The sequence below is a fragment of the Bradyrhizobium sp. genome, from assembly GCF_016213215.1.
Lineage (GTDB): Bacteria > Pseudomonadota > Alphaproteobacteria > Rhizobiales > Xanthobacteraceae > Bradyrhizobium.
Window position 1 is genome coordinate 49427 of record NZ_JACRAW010000026.1, and the last position, 20690, is coordinate 70116.

The 20690-nt window shown below is 65.2% G+C and carries 18 protein-coding genes, 1 tRNA gene and 2 pseudogenes; 13 read left to right on the forward strand and 8 right to left on the reverse strand.

All coding sequences use genetic code 11. The annotated features are described in order from the left end of the window. Nucleotides 1–220: 220 nt before the first annotated feature. A complete protein-coding gene (locus tag HY852_RS06620; RefSeq protein ID WP_291603612.1) occupies nucleotides 221–1129 on the forward strand; it encodes a nitronate monooxygenase in 909 nt (302 codons plus the stop codon). Between the two features lie 109 nt (nucleotides 1130–1238). Here the strand turns inward: HY852_RS06620 and HY852_RS06625 are convergent, their stop codons facing one another. Continuing rightward, on the reverse strand, nucleotides 1239–1868 hold the full coding sequence (locus HY852_RS06625) for a hypothetical protein (protein ID WP_291603590.1): 630 nt from the start codon (nucleotides 1866–1868) through the stop codon (nucleotides 1239–1241). Between the two features lie 172 nt (nucleotides 1869–2040). On the opposite strand from HY852_RS06625, the gene HY852_RS06630 reads away from it, so the two are divergent. The 3 genes from HY852_RS06630 (at nucleotide 2041) to HY852_RS06640 (ending at nucleotide 3930) form a co-directional block, all read left to right on the forward strand. Continuing rightward, a complete protein-coding gene (locus HY852_RS06630) occupies nucleotides 2041–2289 on the forward strand; it encodes a hypothetical protein (RefSeq protein ID WP_291603592.1) in 249 nt (82 codons plus the stop codon). 157 nt (nucleotides 2290–2446) lie between these two features. Next, entirely contained in the window at nucleotides 2447–3127 is a 681-nt protein-coding gene (locus HY852_RS06635) for a hypothetical protein (RefSeq protein ID WP_291603593.1), read from the forward strand. Between the two features lie 137 nt (nucleotides 3128–3264). After that, entirely contained in the window at nucleotides 3265–3930 is a 666-nt protein-coding gene (locus HY852_RS06640) for a hypothetical protein (RefSeq protein WP_291603594.1), read from the forward strand. Nucleotides 3931–4002: 72 nt separating this feature from the next. On the opposite strand, the gene HY852_RS06645 is transcribed toward HY852_RS06640, so the two are convergent. Next, nucleotides 4003–4239 carry a hypothetical protein gene (locus HY852_RS06645; protein ID WP_291603596.1) on the reverse strand — a complete coding sequence of 79 codons (237 nt, stop codon included), beginning with the start codon at nucleotides 4237–4239 and terminating at the stop codon, nucleotides 4003–4005. A gap of 1661 nt (nucleotides 4240–5900) precedes the next feature. On the opposite strand from HY852_RS06645, the gene HY852_RS06650 reads away from it, so the two are divergent. Further along, nucleotides 5901–7544: an AMP-binding protein gene (locus HY852_RS06650; RefSeq protein WP_291603597.1), complete on the forward strand. Its 1644-nt coding sequence runs from the start codon at nucleotides 5901–5903 to the stop codon at nucleotides 7542–7544. 43 nt (nucleotides 7545–7587) lie between these two features. Here HY852_RS06650 and HY852_RS06655 read toward each other — a convergent pair. Next, nucleotides 7588–7672 (reverse strand) — tRNA-Leu (locus tag HY852_RS06655). A gap of 152 nt (nucleotides 7673–7824) precedes the next feature. Here HY852_RS06655 and HY852_RS06660 point away from each other — a divergent pair. Continuing rightward, a complete protein-coding gene (locus HY852_RS06660; protein ID WP_291603598.1) occupies nucleotides 7825–8364 on the forward strand; it encodes a disulfide bond formation protein B in 540 nt (179 codons plus the stop codon). A gap of 5 nt (nucleotides 8365–8369) precedes the next feature. Here HY852_RS06660 and HY852_RS06665 read toward each other — a convergent pair whose 3' ends face one another. Then, nucleotides 8370–9461, reverse strand: coding sequence for an AbrB family transcriptional regulator (locus tag HY852_RS06665; RefSeq protein WP_291603599.1), 1092 nt, complete (start codon nucleotides 9459–9461; stop codon nucleotides 8370–8372). A 339-nt stretch (nucleotides 9462–9800) separates the two neighbouring features. On the opposite strand from HY852_RS06665, the gene HY852_RS06670 reads away from it, so the two are divergent. Further along, nucleotides 9801–10268, forward strand: a complete 468-nt coding sequence (locus HY852_RS06670; RefSeq protein WP_291603600.1) for a hypothetical protein — start codon at nucleotides 9801–9803, stop codon at nucleotides 10266–10268. Nucleotides 10269–10324: 56 nt separating this feature from the next. Here HY852_RS06670 and HY852_RS27895 read toward each other — a convergent pair. Beyond that, a pseudogene (locus tag HY852_RS27895) lies at nucleotides 10325–10447 on the reverse strand (TetR/AcrR family transcriptional regulator); the annotation flags it as partial. A gap of 289 nt (nucleotides 10448–10736) precedes the next feature. Here HY852_RS27895 and HY852_RS06675 point away from each other — a divergent pair. After that, nucleotides 10737–11516: a sulfite exporter TauE/SafE family protein gene (locus tag HY852_RS06675; RefSeq protein ID WP_291603601.1), complete on the forward strand. Its 780-nt coding sequence runs from the start codon at nucleotides 10737–10739 to the stop codon at nucleotides 11514–11516. 37 nt (nucleotides 11517–11553) lie between these two features. Then, nucleotides 11554–12225 (forward strand): DsbA family protein, encoded by a 672-nt coding sequence (locus tag HY852_RS06680; RefSeq protein ID WP_291603602.1) that lies wholly within the window; start codon nucleotides 11554–11556, stop codon nucleotides 12223–12225. A gap of 57 nt (nucleotides 12226–12282) precedes the next feature. Here HY852_RS06680 and HY852_RS06685 read toward each other — a convergent pair whose 3' ends face one another. From HY852_RS06685 to HY852_RS06695, 3 genes are all read right to left on the reverse strand, one after another. After that, nucleotides 12283–12489: a hypothetical protein gene (locus HY852_RS06685; protein ID WP_291603603.1), complete on the reverse strand. Its 207-nt coding sequence runs from the start codon at nucleotides 12487–12489 to the stop codon at nucleotides 12283–12285. A gap of 76 nt (nucleotides 12490–12565) precedes the next feature. Then, nucleotides 12566–13639: a phospholipase gene (locus tag HY852_RS06690; protein ID WP_291603604.1), complete on the reverse strand. Its 1074-nt coding sequence runs from the start codon at nucleotides 13637–13639 to the stop codon at nucleotides 12566–12568. A gap of 23 nt (nucleotides 13640–13662) precedes the next feature. After that, complete coding sequence (locus HY852_RS06695; protein WP_291603605.1) at nucleotides 13663–14634, reverse strand: S1C family serine protease; 972 nt, start codon at nucleotides 14632–14634, stop codon at nucleotides 13663–13665. Between the two features lie 289 nt (nucleotides 14635–14923). On the opposite strand from HY852_RS06695, the gene HY852_RS06700 reads away from it, so the two are divergent. From HY852_RS06700 to HY852_RS06715, 4 genes and pseudogenes are all read left to right on the forward strand, one after another. Further along, entirely contained in the window at nucleotides 14924–16771 is a 1848-nt protein-coding gene (locus HY852_RS06700; protein ID WP_291603606.1) for an ABC transporter ATP-binding protein, read from the forward strand. Nucleotides 16772–16958: 187 nt separating this feature from the next. Then, nucleotides 16959–18665 carry an ABC transporter ATP-binding protein/permease gene (locus HY852_RS06705; RefSeq protein WP_291603607.1) on the forward strand — a complete coding sequence of 569 codons (1707 nt, stop codon included), beginning with the start codon at nucleotides 16959–16961 and terminating at the stop codon, nucleotides 18663–18665. A 141-nt stretch (nucleotides 18666–18806) separates the two neighbouring features. After that, nucleotides 18807–20225, forward strand: a complete 1419-nt coding sequence (locus tag HY852_RS06710) for a M20 family metallopeptidase (RefSeq protein ID WP_291603608.1) — start codon at nucleotides 18807–18809, stop codon at nucleotides 20223–20225. Between the two features lie 247 nt (nucleotides 20226–20472). Then, nucleotides 20473–20690 (forward strand): annotated as a pseudogene (locus HY852_RS06715) (peptide ABC transporter substrate-binding protein); the annotation flags it as partial.

Here is a 20690-nt window from a genome sequence, read left to right on the forward strand (position 1 = left end):
CCGCAGACGGTCGGAAAGGCATAAAGCGGACCGGGCATCTTCCCTCCTTGCTTTTGTCTTTGGCCTCTTGTCGTGCCAAACTTGGATCAAACGTAGCACAAGTGGATCCGCGCCGCGCAATCGCAAACGGCCGCGGGCGAGGGAGGATACTCAGGTGCCGTCATCCGACCAGTTGAGCCGCATTCGCGCCCGATTGACCCTGCCCCTGATTGCGGCGCCGATGTTTCTGGTCTCGGGCGTCGAGCTGGTGGTAGCGGCCTGCCGCGATGGCGTGATCGGGGCATTTCCGACCGTGAATTGCCGCAGCACCGAGGAGCTCAACAGCTGGTTGGCGGCGATCGAAGAGCGCCTGCTGCGCCATGAGAGCGAGACGGGTCGGCATCCCGCGCCGATCTGCCCGAACCTGATCGTGCATCGCTCCAACGCGCGGCTGGAGGAGGACCTCAAAGTGCTGCTGCGGCACCGGCCCGAAATCGTCATCACCTCGGTCGGCTCGCCTGCGCCGGTGCTCAAGCCGCTGCATGATGTGGGCGCGCTGGTGCTCGCCGACGTCGCCTCGGTCCGCCACGCCGAACGTGCGGCGGAAGCCGGCGCCGACGGGCTGGTGCTGCTCACGGCCGGAGCCGGCGGCCAGACCGGCTGGCTAAATCCGTTCGCGTTCGTGCGCGCGGTGCGTTCGTTCTTCGACGGAATCATCGTGCTCGCCGGCGGCATCGGCGACGGGCATGCACTGCGCGCGGCGGAGGTTCTGGGCTGCGATCTCGCTTATATGGGCACGAGGTTCATCGCCACGCGCGAGAGCATGGCGGACGCCCGCTACAAGCAGATGCTGGTCGATAGCAGCGCCGACGACATCCTGCTCACCACCGCCTTCACCGGCCTTCAGACCAACATGCTCAAGCCATCGATCGTTGCCGCAGGCCTCGATCCCGACAACCTGCCGGCGCACGGCGCCATCGACATCGCGAAGGACATCGACGTCCTCGCGCGGGAAGATAACCCGAAGCGCTGGCGCGACATCTGGAGCGCGGGCCATTCCACCTCGGCGGTGAAGGCCGTACTGGCGGTTCACGATCTCGTTGCGCAGACTGGCGCCGAGTATCGGACGGCGAAGGATGGCGCGGGCTAGAACGGCAGCTCGGGCCCGTGCAGCAAGGGCGAACGGTTTCCCTACTCCCCTCCAAGGAGGGTGAAGCGAAGCGTGGGGACAGAGCGATCTATTCGCAAGCAATCGCGCCCTAGTTCGCCACGAAATACCAATCCGTATCGTAGCGGACGAAAAGGCGCGGCGGCTTGTGGCCGAACTCGAAGAAGTCCGAAGCATCGGCGCCTCTGGGCACGTGGAGGAAACCCGAGAAGCGATGCTGGATACCGCGCGAAGTGAGGAACAGTACGTAGGTGCCATCCGCTGAATCGGCGACGACGATTTCGTTGCCGGCTGACAAAGCCGGCGCGCCACGTTCGAGCGCGATCAGGGTCGGGTTGTAAGACACGTTGGGCTTCAGCTCGCCGGCCGCAACCTGCGCGACGACGCGTTCGCGCGCCTCGCGATAGCGCCAGAAGTCCACTTGCAGCCAGATTTGCGTGAACGGCGTCCATAGGAGCAGGGCGAGCGTCGTTGCACAGACGAGAAAGGGCACCGCGACCGCCGGACCGTGGCGGCGCCAGCGCGTCAGCACGAATGTCGACCAGAGGCTGCAGCCAAGAAAAAGCGGTGCGAGCACCGGGAGAACGAACACCATAGCCGGGGACGGCCATTGCGCCATCGGTATTTCGACGGCCGCGATCCATAGCGCGCTGAGCGAGAGCGCGATCGACAGCGCGAGAGTGATGCGCGGCGGACGCCTGCCGGCTGCCGGATTCTCCATGTCGGGTTGGTCGCCTGGCGCCCACAAAGCGTTCGAGCGCGGGACTACACGGTATTGCTCCGGTACTGCGACTTAACTGCAGATTAACCATGTCCTCCCAGAATTACCTCCAACGGCCGAGCACTGTACCGGCCGCAGCGCCGCCGGACCGCAATGTTCAGAGGGATGGGCGATGGAGTACGATCAGCCTGACACAAAAACCGCAGCGACGCTGGAGGAGATCAGGATCCGGGTCGCCAACGCACTCTCCCGCCATCCGCTGTGCCGCAACGTCCGGTTCGATATCGTCAGCGTGACGCGCAACTCGCGCGGCGGCAACTGGACCATCAGCCTGCAATCGGTCGAGCCGGGCGCGGTGTGGGAGGCATCCGACATCGTCGCCGATATCCAGCAGGCCTATGAACTGGCCGCTGCGGCGTGATTCTCCCTAAAAATTCCAGGGATTTCCGTCCATCAGAACGCCATCGCCCCATGAGTGGCACGGTTAAGCCTTAATTACCGCCTACTTTCTCGCGCACCTCAATGATGATCCCACGGGATCGTGTTGGTACTGGGAAGACTTGGACGCGGAGAGCTCTTTGTCGAAAGTCATCACCATCGCCGCGCTGACCTGCTTCCTGATCGTCGGCGCCGCCGCCACCAGCATCCTGGCGCGCGACAGCGTCCCGGCCGCCGCCGCAATGAGCTCGTCGATGTCGTCAGCCCACCCGGCCGCCAATCGCGCCGGCAAGGCCGATCGGCTTCATTTGGCGAGCATCGCCCCGGCTCCGGTCGAGCCGGCTGCTGCGGCCGAACCCGACGCGCCGTCGGCCGATGTCACGGCATCGCTGCGCCAGGCTTTCGCAGCGGCAACCGCCAACGACATTCCAGCGCCGATCGCCACCGCGCCCGATGCGTCTGCCGCTGCCGCCAATCCGGCGCCCAAGCCGAAGGTCGCGGTCAAGTCGCAGAAATCCTATTCGCTCCTGTCGGACGTGCAGATCGCCGGAATCAGGGAGCGGCTGCGGCTATCCTCGTCGCAGGAATCTTACTGGCCGGCGGTGGAAAGCGCACTGCGCAACGTGGCGCGCCGGATTCAGGCCAACCGCCTCAGCAATCCGAACGCCGGCGGCATGCCGATCGATCCGGACTCGCAGGAGATCCAGGAGCTCAAGTCCGCGGCGATGCCGCTGCTGTTCCAGTTGCGTGACGACCAGAAGGAAGAAGTGCGCAAGCTCGCCCGCATCATCGGGCTGGAGAAGGTCGCGCAGCAGATCTGAGCTGCGATCGCCAATCGCGCCGTTCCCGCACGCCTGCTATCGCGCCGGTTTCCCCAGGTTCCTCGTCTTCCAGTATGTGGCCCGGGAACGTGGCAAAGCCTGAGGCGTTGCCCGCCGGGAGACGAGGAAACGGACATATGCGCGCTTCGATGGCCTATTTTGCCGGCGCCGGCACGATTGTCGCCGCGATCGCGGTCGGGCTCGGCGGCGGCCTGATCGCCGGCAACATCATGAATCCCCAGTTGCCCAAAGAGGCTTCCGCCGCGACCAGGCTCGAGCGGGGCGCACCGGTGGATACGGTCGGTGCCAGCACTACGCCGGCGCGCGCTGCGGCGGAAAGGACAATCCTCGCATCCGATCCGGTGCCTTACCTCGCCGAGACGCAGCGGGCCGGCTTCGGCGCCGCCTTTGAGCGGCAAGCCCATTCCACGCAAGCTCCGGCGCGGGCGAGCGCGACGAACGATGGCAAGAACAATGGCAAGAACGATGGAAAGCCGGCGGATGCCTCATCGGCGCCGACCGCAAGAACCGCCGAGCAGCCGGGCTGGGGCGAGAAGGCGGGTTCGCCGGAAGACGCCTATGCCAGGGCGAACTATTCCGACCTCAGGCGCGAGGCTGCCGAACGGCGGCGCGCCGAGCGGCGCCAGCGCTGGGCTGAACGCCATCGCCGGGATTGGCGCGAGCCGACCGATTGGGGCGATGTCGACCGCCGGGTGAGGGAGGACGCCGAGGCCCGCGACAACGGCGCGCGGCGCGCTTACGGCTTTCCGCAAATACGGCTGTTCGCGAATGACGACGAGTGACTCACCTTGCGGACGAGCCGGCGCGCCGACCCGTGCGATGATGCGCGCCTCCCCCTGTTGCGTTGCCGGGGCTCAGTCGATGGTCGGCGGCGGGTAGCGCCGCGCCAGCGTGGACAGAGGGAGCTGGCGCTCTTCTTCCAAAAGCGGGCGCCAGGCGAGGACCTGCGGTCTCTTCCACTCGCCGATGCCGAAATCCAGCCTCGCCCATTTCTGCGGCTCGGGGCCGTAGAGGCCAGTGACCCAGACGAAGTAGCGCGGCAGGTCGTCCTGCCGCTTGTCGCGTGATCTTGTCGCTCCTGGCTTCGTCATCGAGGCACCCGGCGCAAGTTTGTCGCGGCAAGCCCTGATCTGGTTTCAGCCCGCGGTACAGAGCCCGCAATCGTAGGCTGCCTTTGGCCGGCGAGGAAGAGGCAGAGTGCCGCGCCGATTCCCGGTACCGCGCCGTCGACTTCCTGGACGAAGGAGGGCAGACCGCTGTGAGAAGTGGTCGGCGCATGCAATCAGCGAGCGCCGCGCCGAGAGTCGAGAACCGATTTGCCCGACGGGGCAAAACCCGTCAATCCCCCGCGGCAAAAAGATTTCGCTTTATCCGAATTGTAAACCGGCGTATATGTCGCCCGTCTCACCCGGTACGAGGGGCGGATCGCGAGTCGTCACGAAACGCGGGTCGGGATGCGGTGGACGCGGCAGCGTCGGCGCGAGGCGCAATCACAGGGCGGTTGTCGTGAGTGGTCTGCGCGCGCGAGACGAACGGCGCTGAAGAGCGTCTTCGCTTTGGCTTCGAGGGTGAGCACACGCCAGCCGTCGAAAGCCGGGCGAGGACGTCCGCGGACGGCGAAATCGTGTGGTCCTGGCGCCCGAAGCTGGCGTCAAGTCCGCGGAGGCGGTTCACCCCGACCGGGTGTGAGGCGCGAAAATATCCGCGCGGCGACGGTGGCAATAGAGCTCGTCTCACCGGGGAGAGCACGAAGATAAGCCGTTAAAACCATTCGCGCAGGGAAGGCCGGGTTGCTCCGGCTGCCCTGTGGTCCAAGCCGTGTGCGTTCGCGCACGGACCGCGGGTGCCAGCCGGCACCCGGCCTTCCCTGCGCCCTCTGTTTCTGGAGAGGGTGAGAAAGTGAAACATAACTCGGACGCCAGGCGCCGCGAGGATGCAAAGTCGCGTCTGCTGTCTGAAAGTTGAACAGGATCTTGCCGCGCCAACACTCCATCACCTCACCCTGAGGAGCCGCGCGTGAGCGCGGCGTCTCGAAGGGCGAGGCCCGGCTGTCGCCGCAGGGCTGTTGGCGACGCAGTGGGGCCTTCATCCTTCGAGACGCGCGCAAGCGCGCTCCTCAGGATGAGGAACTGGCAGTTGCGTCATTGCGAGGAGCGACAGCGACGAAGCAATCCAGACTTTCGCCGCGGTGTGACTCTGGATTGCTTCGCTCGCAAAGACGATGCGGATGCAGGCGCGCGTAGAATGCGGACTCACGTCTCTCTGCTGTTTGAGAATTGAATCGGATGTTGCCGCGAGCGACACACCATCACCTCACTCTGAGGAGCCGCGCGCAATCGCGGCGTCTCGAAGGGCGAGGCCCGGCTGTCGCCGCAGGGCTGTTGGCGACCAGCGGGGCCTTCATCCTTCGAGACGCTTGCTTCGCAAGCTCCTCAGGATGAGGAGATGAAAGCGGTCATCTCGGGATGAAGAATTCGGACCAGCATCATTGCGAGCCACTTGTCCGCCGAAGCTCAGCGAGCGAAGACGGAAGCGAAGCAATCCAGACTGCATCCGCGGAGATAGTCTGCATCGCTTCGGTCGCTAGACGGCGCGTGGACGCCCTTTGGGACGAGCCCGGCCATGACGAGGGGGCGCAGGAGTTCGGCGGCAGCCAGTTTGCACAAGACTCGAACGCACGAGTTCAGAACAATCCCGACACGCCTTTCCGACCAGATCATGCTCACCAGAAGAGCCCCGGAGCACCGCGCCAATGACAACGCCCGAGACTACGGCGGCCTGCGTCTTCGAGCGCAGCGCGGAGAAATGGGCGGATCGCCCGTTTCTCTGCGTCGGTCCGCTCGCGAGCCGATCCTACCTGCCGCAAGGTTGGGAAATAACCTACGGCGAGGCGGCGAAAGTCGTCGCGGATCTGCGGCAGCGCTACGTGCGCGCCGGCTACGGTTTCGGCCATCGCGTCGCAATCCTGCTCGAGAACAGGCCGGATTTTCATCTGCACTTCCTCGCGCTGAACGGGCTCGGAACGTCGATCGTGCCGCTCAACCCGGACTATCGTCCGGACGAGAGCCGCTACGCGATCGAACATTCCGAAGCCTGCCTGATCGTGGCGCTTCCCGAGTGGGAGAAGGCGATCGCCGAGGTCGCCGCCACCTGCGCCGAGAGGCCCGCGGTGGTCGCCATCGGCGGCGATTTCGCGCCGCCGCCCGCACCGTTCAAGCGGCCGCTTTCCGGGGAGATCGGGCTCAGAAGCGAAGCGAGCCTGCTTTACACGTCGGGCACCACGGGTCGGCCAAAGGGCTGCGTCATTCCCAACGAATATTACCGCAATGTCGGGCGCTTCTATACCGAGATGGGCGGGCTCGCGACGCTGCGCGACGGGGTCGAACGCGTGTTCAATCCGCTGCCCCTGTTTCACATGAACGCCGGCGTCACCAGCTTCATGGGCATGATCCTCAAGGGCGGCTGCTCCATCCTGCCCGACCGCTTCCACCCCACCTCGTGGTGGCGCGAAATCATCGACAGCCGCGCCACGGTCGCGCACTACCTTGGCGTCGTGCCGGCGATGCTGATGAAGGCGCCGCCTTCGCCCGACGATCGCGCGCACGGCCTGAAGTTCTGCGTCGGTGCCGGCGTCGAGCCGGAACTGCACGAACCGTTCGAAAATCGCTTCGGCGTACCGCTGATCGAGCTCTGGGGCATGACGGAGACCGGCGGCGGCTTCATCGCCAGCGAAGAGCCGCGCATGATCCACACCCGCGCCTTCGGGCGGCCGTTGGGGCGCCCCGGCTTCGATCTCGACGTGCGAATCGTCGACCGCGATGATCGCGACGTTCCGGTCGGCCAGCAGGGCGAACTCCTGGTGCGGCGGCACGGAACGGAAGACCCGCGCGCGGGCTTTTTCGTCGAATACCTGAAGAACCCGCAGGCGACGGCGGAAGCCTGGCGCGGCGGCTGGTTTCACACCGGCGACGTCGTGCGGCAGGACGAAACGGGCATGCTGTTCTTCGTCGATCGCAACAAGAACATCATCCGGCGCTCCGGAGAGAACATCGCGGCGGCGGAGGTGGAGGCGACGCTGCTCGGCCACGAGGCGGTCGCGGAAGTCGCGGTGATGGCGGTCGCCGACGAGGTGCGCGAGGAAGAGGTGATGGCGTGCATCGTGCCTCGCGCCGGCTTTGCGTCAGGCGATGCGCTGGCGCTGGGCCTGTTCGACTTCGCCAACGAGAAGCTCGCCTATTACAAGCCACCGGGCTGGATCGTCTTTGTCGACAAGCTGCCGAAGACGAGCACGCAGAAGGTGCAGAAGACGGAGATCTTCGGCAAGAATGTCGATCCGAAGACCTTGCCGCACGCCTTCGATCTTCGCGCCTTCAAGAAGCGCGGCGGCGCGCCGTAGGCAAGTTGGCGCGGGCGAGCCGCAGCTGCGAAGCAGCCAAGCTTGGTGCCCCTGGCCGGAATCGAACCAGCACTCCTTGCGGAACTCGATTTTGAGTCGAGCGCGTCTACCAGTTCCGCCACAGGGGCCTCCGGATGCCCCGAAGCGGGGTGTCGCGAAGCCGGCGGACTATAGCGGGCGATCGTTCCCGGTCAACCCGCGCCAAAGTGAAGCTTGCGCGCCTCGACAGCGGCGCGGCCGGGAGATAGAGCCATGACGGATCATGTTTCGGGAGCCGGGCGTGACGTCCCATACCACCGCCATACCGCTGCCGGCCCGCGCCGCCGAAAATCCGGCGCTTGCCGCCTCGCTCGCCGTTTTCGTCATCGCGCTCGCGGCGATTGGCGGGGCGTGGTTTTTCCAGATCGTGCTGAACATCCTGCCCTGTCCACTGTGCCTCGAGCAGCGCTACGCCTATTACATGGCGATACCAGCCGCGGCCCTCGTTGCGATTGCCGCGGCACGTGGCGCACCGCCCCCACTGTTGCTCGCCGGACTTGCCGTGCTGGCGTTCGCGACCCTCGCCAATGCCGGCCTTGGCACGTATCACGCCGGCGTCGAATGGGGCTTTTGGCAGGGGCCGACCGACTGCACGGGTCCCGGCATTGGTCCCGGCAACGCCGCCGATCTCTTGAAGCAGCTCGACACCGTGAGGGTCATCCGCTGCGACGAGGTGCAGTGGCGTTTCCTCGGCCTCTCGCTCGCCGGCTACAACGTGCTGATCTCGCTGCTCATGGCGGCGATCGCCGCCTGGGGATTTGTCCGGACGGCGCGGCGCTAGAGCGATCAATCATCCACGTCGTCCTGCGGCCGGCCGAACAGGTGGACGATGCCGGGTGTGGCGATCATCACGAACAGGAACCGCGACAGATGATGCGCGCCGACGAAGATCGGATCGATGTGCAGCGTCAGCGCCAGCGCCAGCATGGCGTCCATCGCGCCCGGCGCGAACGCGACCATGACGTCGGACACGTGCACATCGGTGGTGAGCGCGACGATGGCGACGAAGATGGCGGAGATTGCGATCGCAATCGCAAACGAGCCCAGCGCCGCGTTGATGTGGCCGGCCAGCGTCTTCAGCTTCATGCGCGCGAAGCGGCTGCCGATCAGGGCGCCGATGCCGACCAGCGCCGCGCCCCGCACCCAGTCCGGCAGGCCGCCCTCGACCCACCCCGTTCCGTGCAGCACGCTGGAGGCGATCATCGCGCCGAACATCCAGCTCGCGGGAAACCTGATCAGCCGCAGCACCAGGGCCGCCGCGAGCGAGGCGAAGAGCAGCTCGATCAGTTCGAGCGGGGTCGCGATCGTGATGCTCAGCGAGTGCTGCGACGACGGCGACGGCGCGACGCCGGTCAGCGCCAGAACCAAAGGCAGCGCAGCCGTCAGGATGATGACGCGCATGGTCTGCACTACGGCAATGCCGGGCAAATTGGCGCCGCGTTCGACGGCGAGGATGGTGATTTGCGACAGCGCGCCGGGGCTCCCGGCGAGAAACGCGGAGGTGCGATCCCAGCCATGGACGCGCTGCAAGTAGAAGGCCGAGCCAAAGGTCACGCAGAAGGTCGCGAACGCCAGGAGCCCGATCGTCAGTGGATAGGCGCTGACCTGCTGGATCAGATGGCGCGACACCACCGACCCCAGCGACATGCCGAGCAGCACCAGCACGGTCTGGGTGATGATCGGCGGCATGGCAAGCCGGCGGCCGGCCATTGCGGCGATACCGACCGCGATCATCGCGCCGGAGATCAATCCGCCCGGCAGGTTGGTCCAGAGAAACAGCAGTCCGCCGGCGGTGCCGATGACGAGCGTCTCGATCGCGCTTCCGATATCGGCGCGGCTCGGCAGCGAGAACGGCATGGTGGCGAAGATCTGCTTCACGCCGCGTTATGGCAAATCAGCTCACGCCACACAATTGCAGGTCCGACATGCCGCAATGCGTCCGCGAGAGGGTGGGAATCACCGTAGAGAACTCCACCCCGGACAATTGCGGACAAAAACAGCTTCCGGATCGGTGCTTCGCCTTCTCGCCGGTGGCGCCGGCCCTCTCGCTCGAGCTGCGAGGCGATGCAACGTCTGCGTGTAATGCTGAACCCGAGATGAATGGGCCATCGCTTCGCGATCAATATATTTTGGTGCCGCGATCTCTCGCTTCCTTGTCCGAAGCCGCGGTCGCGCTAGAATTAGTTTCTCGTTATGTTCCTCCCAAGGAGACGAAGGATGTCTATTGGTACAAGGTTATTGTGTGCAATCGCAGTGTCGGGCGTTGCCGCGCTGGTGGCAACGGCGCCGGCGCAGGCGCTGAGCACCCAGGAATGCAGTGCGAAATACCAGCAGGCCAAGAAGGACGGCACGCTGGGCGGCCAGAAGTGGAATGACTTCCGCAAGGCGCAATGCGGCGCGGACGCCGCTCCCGCTGCCACCCCTGCTGCCGCGGAATCGAAGGCGGCAGAAGCCAAGCCGAAGAAGGAAGTCGCTCCTGCTGCTGCGCCGGCCGCTGCCGGTAACGCAGTCTTCCCGAGCGCGGTCGATCCGAAATACTCAAAGGAGACCGCCGGCAAGGCCCGACTGCACACCTGCGTCGACCAGTACAATGCCAACAAGGGCAACAACGCCAATGGCGGCATGAAGTGGATCCAGAGGGGCGGCGGCTACTACAGCGAATGCAACAAGCGCCTGAAGGGCTGAGCTTTCAAAGCCGAACCAAGCGACGGGAGTGGCCGGAGCAAACCTCCGGCCACTTTTCATTTGCCGCCGAGCAGCTTGTCCGCCGATTTCGCAACGAGCTGCGCGCGCTTCCGCGGGGAGCGCTCCACGTTCAGGAGGCTCTGGCCGAAGATGAAGCAGTAGAACAGGAAGGCCTGCGCGGGACGGCGGCGAGGTTCTGGTCGCGACCATGGCCGCGACGCTGATGGCGATCGTTGGACGTGATGCGCCGGCCTCCGAACCCGCGGCCGTGCGCGCGCTGCCAAGGAGCGATTGACAAGGCGTCCGCGGCGCTGCTTGCTCTCGGAACGTATTTGTGACCTCGCTGCCGGTTCCGCTTGGCGTGACAGCGCTGGTGCCCTGAGCTCAAATATGGCTCATATGCCGTCAACATGAATCACATCAGGCTTTCGCCGGGGAGGACGCCATGCAAGTGAGGGCTGCGCCTTGATGCTTTCCGCCATGCAGGCAGTCCTCGGAGTGGGGTCGGGGGCATTGGTCGGATTTTCGCTCGGTCTGGTCGGTGGTGGCGGGTCGGTGCTTGCCGTGCCGCTGATGGTCTACGTGGTCGGCGTCCCGCAGCCGCATATAGCCATCGGAACCAGCGCCATTGCGGTTGCGACCAACGCCGCGATCAATCTCTTCAACCATGCGCGCGGCGGGACGGTGAAATGGCCCTGCGCGCTGACGTTCGCCACGGCGGGAATCGCCGGCGCGCTTGTCGGCTCGACCCTTGGCAAGATGCTCGACGGCCACAAGCTGCTCGCGCTGTTTGCGCTGGTGATGCTCGTGATCGCGGCATTGATGCTGAAGACGCGCTCGCGGGTCGGCGTCGAGGACGTGAAGATGAACCGGAACAATTTCCCGGCGATTGCCGGGCTGGGCCTTGCCACCGGCACGCTATCCGGATTCTTCGGCATCGGCGGCGGCTTTTTGATCGTGCCTGCGCTGATGCTGGCGACGGGAATGCCGATCATGAACGCGGTCAGCTCCTCTCTCGTCGCGGTCACGGCTTTCGGGTTGACCACGGCCGCAAGCTATGCCTGGTCCGGGCTCGTGTCCTGGGACCTTGCCGCGGTCTTTATCGCCGGCGGCATTGCGGGCGGGCTGGCCGGCACCGCGGCGGCCCGGCATCTGTCAACGCGCCGCGGCGCGCTGAACACGGTGTTTGCCGCTGTGATTGTCATGGTGGCGCTCTATATGCTGGCGCGTAACATCTTCCTGCCCTGATCCGTATCTACGGGATTGGGCAGAAACGGGATCAAGCATGAAGAAATCTTTTGACGGGCGCCGCTTGCCGGCAAGAAGTCGGCGAGAGGTGCTGGGGCTGGCCGGTGTGGGTGCGGCACTCCTGGCGACAGGAATCGCCATCCCTCCGGCGTACGCCGCCGGCGATGCGGTGCTGACCGAAGCCGCGGTGCTGCGCGATCCCGATGTCCCGGTCGCCGGCAATCCCGACGGCGACATCACCATCGTCGCATGGTCCGACTATCAGTGCCCCTATTGCCGGCAGGTCGAGCCGGAGCTTCGCCAAGTGGTGAAGGATGACGGCAAGATTCGCCTTGCGATGAAGGATTGGCCGATCCTCGGGCCCGTTTCCGTCACGGCGGCGCGAATGGCGATGGCGAGCAAATTCCAGGACAAGTATCTTGCGGCGCATGACGCGATGATGGGCGTCAATTCGCGGCTGACCGAACCGCGCATCAATGAGCTGCTTGCGGGGGCGGGCATCGACATGGATCGGCTCAGGCGCGACGTGGCTGGACGTGCGAGGCAGATCGACGCCATCCTGGCGCGCAACAACGAGCAGGCGACCGCCTTCGGCTTCCAGGGGACGCCGGCCTTCATCGTCGGCCACTTCCGCGTGCCCGGCGTGCTGACCATGGAGCAGTTCAAGCTGGCGATCGCCGACGCGCGCAAGGCTATCAAGCGACCCTGAACAATGTAAAAGGCGCCGTCTGATGACGGCGCCTTTCTCCCATCATTACGTCTGGCCTTATCTCGACGAAATTCTGACCCAGTTTTCATGGGCGCGAGTCTTCAAGTCATCCCAATCGGCCTTCGCCACGTCCCAGTTCACGATGGTGCGGTTGGCATTGGCGACCGGGCCGGTGGCGACAGAAGATGTACGCATGGAATCGTAGATGTAGACGCCGACGGCGAGCAGCAGCGCGCCCAAGATCATTCCCAGAACAGTCTGCATGGCGAGCCTCCGGTGACCGCCGATAACGTGGATGCAGATGGATGGTTCCGCGCCATGGCCGGGCTCTCAACGCCGCTTATGGCCCGTCGTTCAGCCAGCGTAGAATTTCAGCGTTGATCTCGCCCGGATAGCAGTGGCTGAGATCATCGATCTCGCGATACGTCACCCGCGCGCCGGCGGCCGACAGCGCCGCTTGCGTCTGCCGCGCGACCTGTACCGGAAACATCCAGTCGAGCCGGCCGTGGGTGATGAAGATCGGCAGGTCACGCAGGCGATCTGGGTCGGCCATTTCCGCCATCAGCGGGTGAAAAGTCGCTGACACCGGTCCAAGGTGGGTGAAGGGCGAGTTGCTCAGAAGGCCCGTGACGTAGCAGAACGTGCCGCCATCGCTCATTCCGGTCAGCAGCAGCCGCCTTGAATCGACGTTGAAGCGGCTGCGCACGAGGTCGAGAATGCGCGCAAGGTTGGGGGTGTCGTCGTCATTGGCCATCAGCGCCCAGGTCGGTCCCGTCGCGGTCGGGGCCACCAGGATCGCGCCGAAGCTGCGCGCATCGCGCAGCCAGCTCCACAAGAATCCGCGGCCGTTGCCGCTGCCGCCGTGCAGCGCCATTACCAGCGGGAACGCACGGGCGTTCGTATAATATTCCGGCACATATATGGAGAAGCCGCCGCGGCTGCCGCGGTCGTTGTGATCGTGGAAGATGCCGGTGTTCTCGCCGGCGGGCTCCGCAAGCTTTCCCAGCAATTCGCTGTCTTCACGCAGCGCTGGCGCAAGAAAGAAGCTGCTGACTGGCGGGAATTTCGCGGCCAGCGGATACAGCGCCTCCTGTGCCCGCGGCGCATGCCGCAGGGCGCGAAACACCGTCGCCAGATCGCCATTGCCATGCTGGACGGAGCGCAGCCCCGCAAAGGCCGCAAGGGCCTCGTCGCTGGCCGTTTCCAGCGCTGTCCTCACGTGGTCGAACTGCACCGGCCAGCCTGTCAGGCGGACACGAACGCCCCGCAAAACCTCGTCCGGCGCGCCAACCGCTTCCATGACGCGATCGAAATCAGGAGGGTTGAGACCGCGGGCGATGAAGGTGAGCGCCTCGAGCGCGTTAAGCAATGGCGGCAGCACGGCCACGATGTGGTCCACCACTGCCTCGCTCATCGCCCGCTCCTGAATCGTTTGCGTCAATGCAGCGGCGGCGTCTTGAGCAGCCTGCTCCGGTCGGTCGAGGCGACCGTCACATCGAACGTGACGCCCTGGTGATGCACGGTCAGCGGCACGTCGACGCCCGCCGAGCCAAGCGCCCAGAGCTTGCGGTAGAAGCTTGCCAGACCCCGGACCTTCTCGCCTTTGACGGCAAGGATAACGTCGCCGGTCTTCAGCTCGGCGCGCGCCGCCGGTCCCTTGCCCGAGACGCCGATCACGACCACGCGGTTGTCGATCTCGGTCGAGAACATCCCGAGCCACGGCCGGGCCGGCTTGTTGACCCGGCCGAACCGGCGCAAATCATCCATGATCGGCTTGAGCAGATCGATCGGCACGATCATGTTGACATGATCGGAGGAGCTTTCGCGCTCGCGCTCGAGCTGCAGCGATCCGATACCGATCAATTCCCCGTTTGTGTTGATGAGACCGGTGCCGCCCCAGTTCGGATGGGCAGGATTGGTGAAAACGGCCTCGTCAAGGAGGTACTCCCAATATCCGGCAAATTCCTGCTTGGCGACGATCTGGCTCGCGACCGAGCGGGTGCGTCCGCCGGCGCCGCCGACCACGACAGAATCGCCGATCCTGGTCGTGGCTGACGAGCCGAGCGGCACGGGATCAAGGTCGAGCCTGCCCAAGGCCTGAACGAGGCCGAAGCCGGTCATGAAATCGAAGCCAAGCACGTGGCCTTCGATGACGCGGCCATCGGCGCGATGCAGCCACACGGAGTCGGCTTCGGTAATGAGATAGCCGATCGTCAGCACCAGCCCGTCATCGATCACGACGCCGTTGCCGGCGCGCTCGGTCCCGAGTGTCTCGGCACTGAAGGCGTCGGGCGGAATGATGGAATGCAGACCCACGACCGAGGAAAGCACGTGATCGAGGTCGAAGCCGTAGTCACCGGGACGGGGTTGGTGCGCCGGCGGCACCCTCCATTCGGTCAATGCGGACATGGAGTTCTCCTGGCCTGTTGCCCGTCACCCGGCCCGGAGTTCGAGACGAGGCGCGAGCGGATCCTAATCTAGGCTGCCATGCGCCTTCCTGAAAGAGCGTTGTGGTCGCGTGTTCCGCAGAATTGCGAGCGCCAAACGGGAAGCAGGATGACGAAGAGCCAGTGGCGATCCTGAACCGTATCTCTACGGGGCGAGCCGCGATGGCGCCGGAACTGTCAGGTGTTGCCGCAAAAAAGGCGGACGGATCGGGGACGGGGTTCCGAGTTCTGTTAAGCAGGAAAGGCCCTGCGTGACGTATATAGCGAACACGGAACGCGCCACATCCAAGACCGAAACAACCGCGCCTGCGGGCACGCTCGACAGGTTGCGGCGGCTGCATGCCGCCGTGCGCTTTGCGCTGCCGCAACGCCACGCCATTATTGTCATCTCTGTTCTGGTGTTGTCGGCCGCGGCCATCAACGCGTTCGAGCCGTTGGTGCTCAAGTGGGTGTTCGACCAGCTCACCGACATGCAGCAGGCGAGCGCCATCCTCGCCGGCATTCTCCTTCTGCTCGCATTCGCACTGGCGCGAGAGGCGATGGACGGGCTCGCCAGCTGGCTGACCTGGCGAACCCGCATCGGCCTGCAATATGCGCTTCTGGAGGCGACGATCGGCAAGCTGCATCGCATGCCGCTGCGGGTCCAGCGCAGCGAGGGCATCGGCGCCATCATGACGAAGCTCGACCGGAGTATCCAGGGATTCACCAGCGCCGTCACCCTGATCCTGTTCAGCATCATGCCGTCGGTCGTCTTCTTGACAATCGCGATCCTGGTGATGCTGCACCTGGAATGGCGTCTGGCTGTGCTGGTGCTGGTGTTTGCGCCGCTACCGGCCGTGATCGCCGCCCATGCCGGACCCGAGCAGATGCGACGCGAGCGCACCCTGCTCGATCGCTGGGCGCAGATCTATTCGCGCTTCAACGAAGTGCTGTCTGGAATCGTCATCGTCCGCAGCTTTGCGATGGAGGACGCCGAAAAGGCGCGCTTCCTGCGCGACGTTGCGGCGGCAAACAAGGTCGTGATCCGCGGCGTTGCGACCGACGCGGGATATGCCTCGGCGAGCAATCTGGCGGTGGCCCTGGCGCGACTTGGCGGGCTGATGTCGGGTGCCTACTTCGTGCTGCAAGGGGAGATCACGGTCGGTACAGTCATCGCATTCCTGGGCTATATCGGCGGCCTGTTCGGGCCGGTGCAGGGCCTGAGCGGCGTCTACTCGAACCTGCGCAAGGCGCAGGTTTCTCTCGACGAGATCTTCGGCATCCTCAATGTGCAGGAGCATCTGGGCGACTCGCCCGATGCAATCGAAATCACCGAGGTCATCGGCGAGGTGAGTTTCGAGAATGTGTATTTCCAGTACGAGCAGCCGCAGCGTCCCTTGCTCGACGGGGTGACGCTGCATGCCGCGCCCGGCGAAACGATCGCGATCGTCGGACCGAGCGGCTCGGGCAAGACCACGTTGATGGCGCTGTTGATGCGATTCTACGACCCGCTCGAGGGACGGATCATCATCGATGGACGAGACCTGCGAAGCATCAAGCAGAGCTCGCTGCGGCGGAATATCGGTGTCGTGCTGCAGGACCCGCTGTTGTTCAACGACACCATCAAGTCGAACATCGCCTACGGCCGCCCAGAGGCGACGAACCAGGAAATCGAGGCGGCGGCGAAGGCCGCCAACGCGCACGAGTTCATCATGCGCCTGCCGGACGGCTACGATACCAAGGTCGGCGAGCGCGGGGCGCTGCTCTCCGTCGGCGAACGGCAGCGGATCACCATCGCGCGGGCGCTGCTCAAGAATCCGCCGATCCTGATCCTGGACGAGGCCACTTCCGCACTCGATGCCGAATCCGAGGAGGCGGTGCAGACCGCGATCGAACAGCTTGTGATGGAGCGCACCACCTTCGTCATCGCGCATCGGCTTTCGACCGTGGTCAATGCCGACCGCATCATCGTGCTCAAGGAGGGGCGCATCATCGAAAGCGGTCGGCATGCGGAGCTGATGCGGCGCAACGGCTACTACGCCTCGCTCGTGCGCCGTCAGCACCGCGGTCTGATCGAGAATGACGTCGATCCGTCGGCGGTGCCCACCTCGCCGAGTTGAGGAGCGCCGCGCGCGCAGGTCTCATCGAGGAACATAGGACGGCGCGCCGCGTTCTAACCCGCTTGCGTCCGCATTCGGCGCGGGGGGAGTCATGGACGAGGTCCACGACATTTCATGCGATCGGCAAGACGCGCCAACGGCTCCCTCGCGCCTTCGACGCTTTTGCCGTAGTGCGAAGGGTTATTGGGTGGGACGCGGCTCGGGACTGCCATGGCTGCTTACGGTCAGCCTGACGGCCGTCGTACTCGCAAGTCTCGGCATTACTTACGGCCTCAATCTGTGGAACCGGCACTTTTACGATGCGCTCGAGGCCAGGAACGCTTCCGGCGCGCTCCATCAGGCGCTGCTGTTTCCCGTTCTGGTCACGCTGTACCTCATCGTCTGCGTGTTCGCGATGTGGGCCCGGATGACCATGCAGCGGACCTGGCGCGCCTGGCTCAACGATCACATGCTCAAGCGCTGGCTGGCAAACAGCCGGTTCTACAAGCTGGAATTGATCGGCGGCGATCACAATAATCCGGAGCATCGCATCAATGACGATCTGCGCATCGCCACCGAGATGCCGGTCGACTTCGTCTCCGGCTTTGTCACCTCGCTCCTGTCGGCCGCGACCTTCATCGCCGTGCTGTGGCATGTCGGCGGTGCTTTGACGCTCGAAGTGGTGGCGGGGCGCCCGGTCGTGATCCCCGGGTTTCTCGTCGGGGCGGCAATCGTCTATGCGCTGGTTGCCAACGGTTCGATGCTGGCGGTCGCGTTCCGGTTCATTCCGCTGACCGAACAGAAGAACCAGGCTGAAGCCGAGTACCGCTATGCGTTGACGCGAGTGCGGGAAAATGCCGAGAGCATCGCTCTGCTCGGCGGCGCGGTCGCCGAGCAGGAGCATCTCGGAAGGAATTTCGGCGTCGTGGTGGCGCGCTGGCGCGACCTCATGGTGCAGCACATGCGTGCGGTGATCGTCCAGCAAGGCAGCGCGCAGCTTTGCGGCGTCGTGCCGGTCCTGTTGTGCACCCCGCGCTATTTCGACGGCACCATGACGTTGGGGGCGATCATGCAGGTCGCTTCCGCCTTCACCATCGTGCAGGGCGCCTTGAGCTGGTTCATGGAGAATTACACAAGGCTCGCCGACTGGACCGCCTCGGCCCGGCGCGTCGGTGCGCTGATCCTCGCGCTCGACGTGCTGGAGGAGAGCGAAGCCGCGCGCGGAGGCGGTATCGGACGCAAGGAAGAAGGAGGGGCCGCGCTGCAACTCCGCGGGCTCGGCGTGTCCCTTGGCCGCGGCGCGCCGATCGTGCGGCGCGCCAATGCGACGATACGCAGCGGCGAGCGCGTGCTCATCGCCGGCGAATCCGGCGCCGGAAAGAGCTCGCTGGTTCGCGCCATTGCCGGCTGCTGGCCGTGGGGCGAGGGTCAGATCGTGCAGGCACCCGGGCTGCGCATGCTCGTCGTGCCGCAACGCCCTTACGTGCCCTTCGGCAGCCTGCACGAGGCGGTAACCTACCCGTTGCCGCGCAGGCAACTCGGGCGCGAGCAGGCGGCTCGCGCGCTCGCGGATTGCGGTCTCGGTCAATTCGCGGTCCGGCTTGAAGAGGTCGCCCCATGGGACAGGATCCTGTCGGAAGGCGAGAAGCAGCGGCTCGCGATTGCCCGCCTGCTGCTGCATCGGCCCGACATCGTTGCGCTGGACGAGGCGACCTCTGCGCTGCATGTCGAGGGCCAGGCGGAGCTGATGGCGTTGATTGCGCGGGAGCTGCCGGAGGCGACGATCATCAGCGTCGGGCACCGCCCGGAGCTCGAAGCTTTCCACGACCGCAAATTGACCATCGCGCGCAAGCTGGACGGTGCCGCGATCGTCTCGGACACGCCGATCCGGCGCCGGCTGGTCGCCGCCGAGTAGCAGCGTGTTGCGCGATCGGCCATCCGTGATCGCGCGGTGGTGGTCCGCCGCATGGCTGATTTTCCGCGCGACGCTAGGCGAGGTCCGGCAGAACTGATAACCATCGCGCCTTCGTATCGGCTTTCAGGAGCTAAGGACCGGATGGACAACCGCAGTGACATTTGGCGTGGCGTTGATGCGATCAAGGCGCGTTTCATCGACTTGAGCGACAAGGTCTGGGCGACGCCCGAGGTCTGCTACACCGAGGCGCGTTCCTGCGCCGAACATCTGGCCGAGCTGCGCCACCAGGGTTTCCGCATCACCGAGAACGTCGCGGGCATCCCCACCGCGGTCATGGGCGAATGGGGTGAGGGCGGACCCGTCATCGCCTTCCTTGGCGAGTATGACGCGCTCCCCGGCCTCAGCCAGGAAGCCGGCGTGGCGGAGCATCGCCCCATGGAGACGGCCGGTCATGGCCATGGCTGCGGCCATAATCTGCTCGGCTCGGCCGCCCTGCTTGCCGCCACCGCCGTGAAGGACTGGCTCGCCGAGCACAAGGTTTCCGGTCGCGTGCGCTATTTCGGCTGTCCGGCGGAGGAAGGCGGTGCGGCGAAAGCCTTCATGGTGCGGTCCGGCGCTTTCACCGATGCCGACATTGCCATCACCTGGCACCCGCACAGCTTTTGGGAAGTGGCGGTGACTCCCTCGCTGGCGAACACGCGCGCCGATTTCATCTTCACCGGGCGGACTTCGCATGCAGCAGCCTCGCCGCATCTCGGCCGCAGCGCGCTCGACGCGGTTGAGTTGATGAACGTCGGCGTCAACTACATGCGCGAGCATATGCCGAGCGACGCCCGCATCCATTATGCCCTGCTCGACACCGGCGGCATCGCTCCCAACGTGGTGCAGGCCCATGCGCGCGTGCGCTATTCGATCCGCGCCCGCGACCTGCCCGGCATGAACGAGCTGGTGGCGCGCGTCCACAAGATCGCCCAGGGCGCGGCGCTGATGACCGAAACCAGGATGGAAATGCGGGTCATTTCCGCCGTGTCGAACGTTCTGGCCAACACGCCGCTCGAGCAGGCGCTGTATCGAGTGATGGAAGAACTCGGCCCGCCGCCTTTCGACGATGCCGACCGGGATTTTGCCGCGAAGATCCAGGCCACGCTGACCGAGCAGGACATCGCCGCCGTCTATCACGCGATCGGAATGGAGCCGAGCGAGCGGCCGCTGGCCGACTTCCTCGTGCCGCTGGACGCCAAGCGCAACCCCCTGATCGGCTCGACTGACGTCGGCGACGTCAGCTGGGTGGTGCCGACCGTGCAGGTCCACGGGCCCACGGTGGCCATAGGTACCCCATTCCATACCTGGCAGGTGGTGGCGCAGGGCAAGAGCCCCGCCGCCCACAAGGCCATGGTGCAGGTCGCGAAGGCGATGGCGGGGCTGGGCATCAAGGCGCTGACCGAGCCGGAGCTGATCGCCGCCGCCAAGGCGGACCTGAAGAAGCGCACCGCCCGCACACCCTATGTCAGCCCATTGCCGGACGATGTTGCACCGCCTTTGGACATGTCCCTGGCCTGATGCAGGGCCGACCTTGACGAACAAATTTTTCGCAATCCGGGGTGCTCATGAGCACGTTTTTTCGACGGATTGCCGAAGCGGTGTGCGCCGGAGCGTCGGTCTGCCTAAGCGACGACCAAAAGATCGTTCGCATGCATACGGTTGCAGTTGACGTGCGGGTCATTCGGTGCGCCATCTACGCCGGAATTTCCGGCAGGGCCGCTTTCCGGCCTGCCAAAACCACATGAGAACCTGACGAGGGGCGACGATGCTGGACACAGACCTGAAGGACATGATCGACGAAGTGAAGGACGGCCGCATGGATCGCCGCGCCTTCATTCAGCGCATGATCGGTTTTGGCCTCACCGCGCCGATGGCGACGCAGATCCTTGCCATCGGCGGCGTGGCGATGGCCCAGAGCCCGTCATTGTACAAGCCGACCAAACGTGGCGGTGGCGGCGCGCTCAAGCTGCTGTGGTGGCAGGG

What these genes read in the sequence shown, in the direction of transcription:
- HY852_RS06630 (WP_291603592.1), top strand. Translation starts at nt 2,041, where the DNA reads ATGGAGTACGATCAGCCTGACACAAAAACCGCAGCGACGCTGGAGGAG.
- HY852_RS06620 (WP_291603612.1), top strand. Translation starts at nt 221, where the DNA reads ATGTTTCTGGTCTCGGGCGTCGAGCTGGTGGTAGCGGCCTGCCGCGAT.
- HY852_RS06625 (WP_291603590.1), bottom strand. Translation starts at nt 1,868, where the DNA reads ATGGAGAATCCGGCAGCCGGCAGGCGTCCGCCGCGCATCACTCTCGCG.
- HY852_RS06670 (WP_291603600.1), top strand. Translation starts at nt 9,801, where the DNA reads ATGTCTATTGGTACAAGGTTATTGTGTGCAATCGCAGTGTCGGGCGTT.
- HY852_RS06645 (WP_291603596.1), bottom strand. Translation starts at nt 4,239, where the DNA reads ATGACGAAGCCAGGAGCGACAAGATCACGCGACAAGCGGCAGGACGAC.
- HY852_RS06675 (WP_291603601.1), top strand. Translation starts at nt 10,737, where the DNA reads ATGCTTTCCGCCATGCAGGCAGTCCTCGGAGTGGGGTCGGGGGCATTG.
- HY852_RS06710 (WP_291603608.1), top strand. Translation starts at nt 18,807, where the DNA reads ATGGACAACCGCAGTGACATTTGGCGTGGCGTTGATGCGATCAAGGCG.
- HY852_RS06695 (WP_291603605.1), bottom strand. Translation starts at nt 14,634, where the DNA reads ATGTCCGCATTGACCGAATGGAGGGTGCCGCCGGCGCACCAACCCCGT.
- HY852_RS06650 (WP_291603597.1), top strand. Translation starts at nt 5,901, where the DNA reads ATGACAACGCCCGAGACTACGGCGGCCTGCGTCTTCGAGCGCAGCGCG.
- HY852_RS06690 (WP_291603604.1), bottom strand. Translation starts at nt 13,639, where the DNA reads ATGAGCGAGGCAGTGGTGGACCACATCGTGGCCGTGCTGCCGCCATTG.
- HY852_RS06640 (WP_291603594.1), top strand. Translation starts at nt 3,265, where the DNA reads ATGCGCGCTTCGATGGCCTATTTTGCCGGCGCCGGCACGATTGTCGCC.
- HY852_RS06685 (WP_291603603.1), bottom strand. Translation starts at nt 12,489, where the DNA reads ATGCAGACTGTTCTGGGAATGATCTTGGGCGCGCTGCTGCTCGCCGTC.
- HY852_RS06680 (WP_291603602.1), top strand. Translation starts at nt 11,554, where the DNA reads ATGAAGAAATCTTTTGACGGGCGCCGCTTGCCGGCAAGAAGTCGGCGA.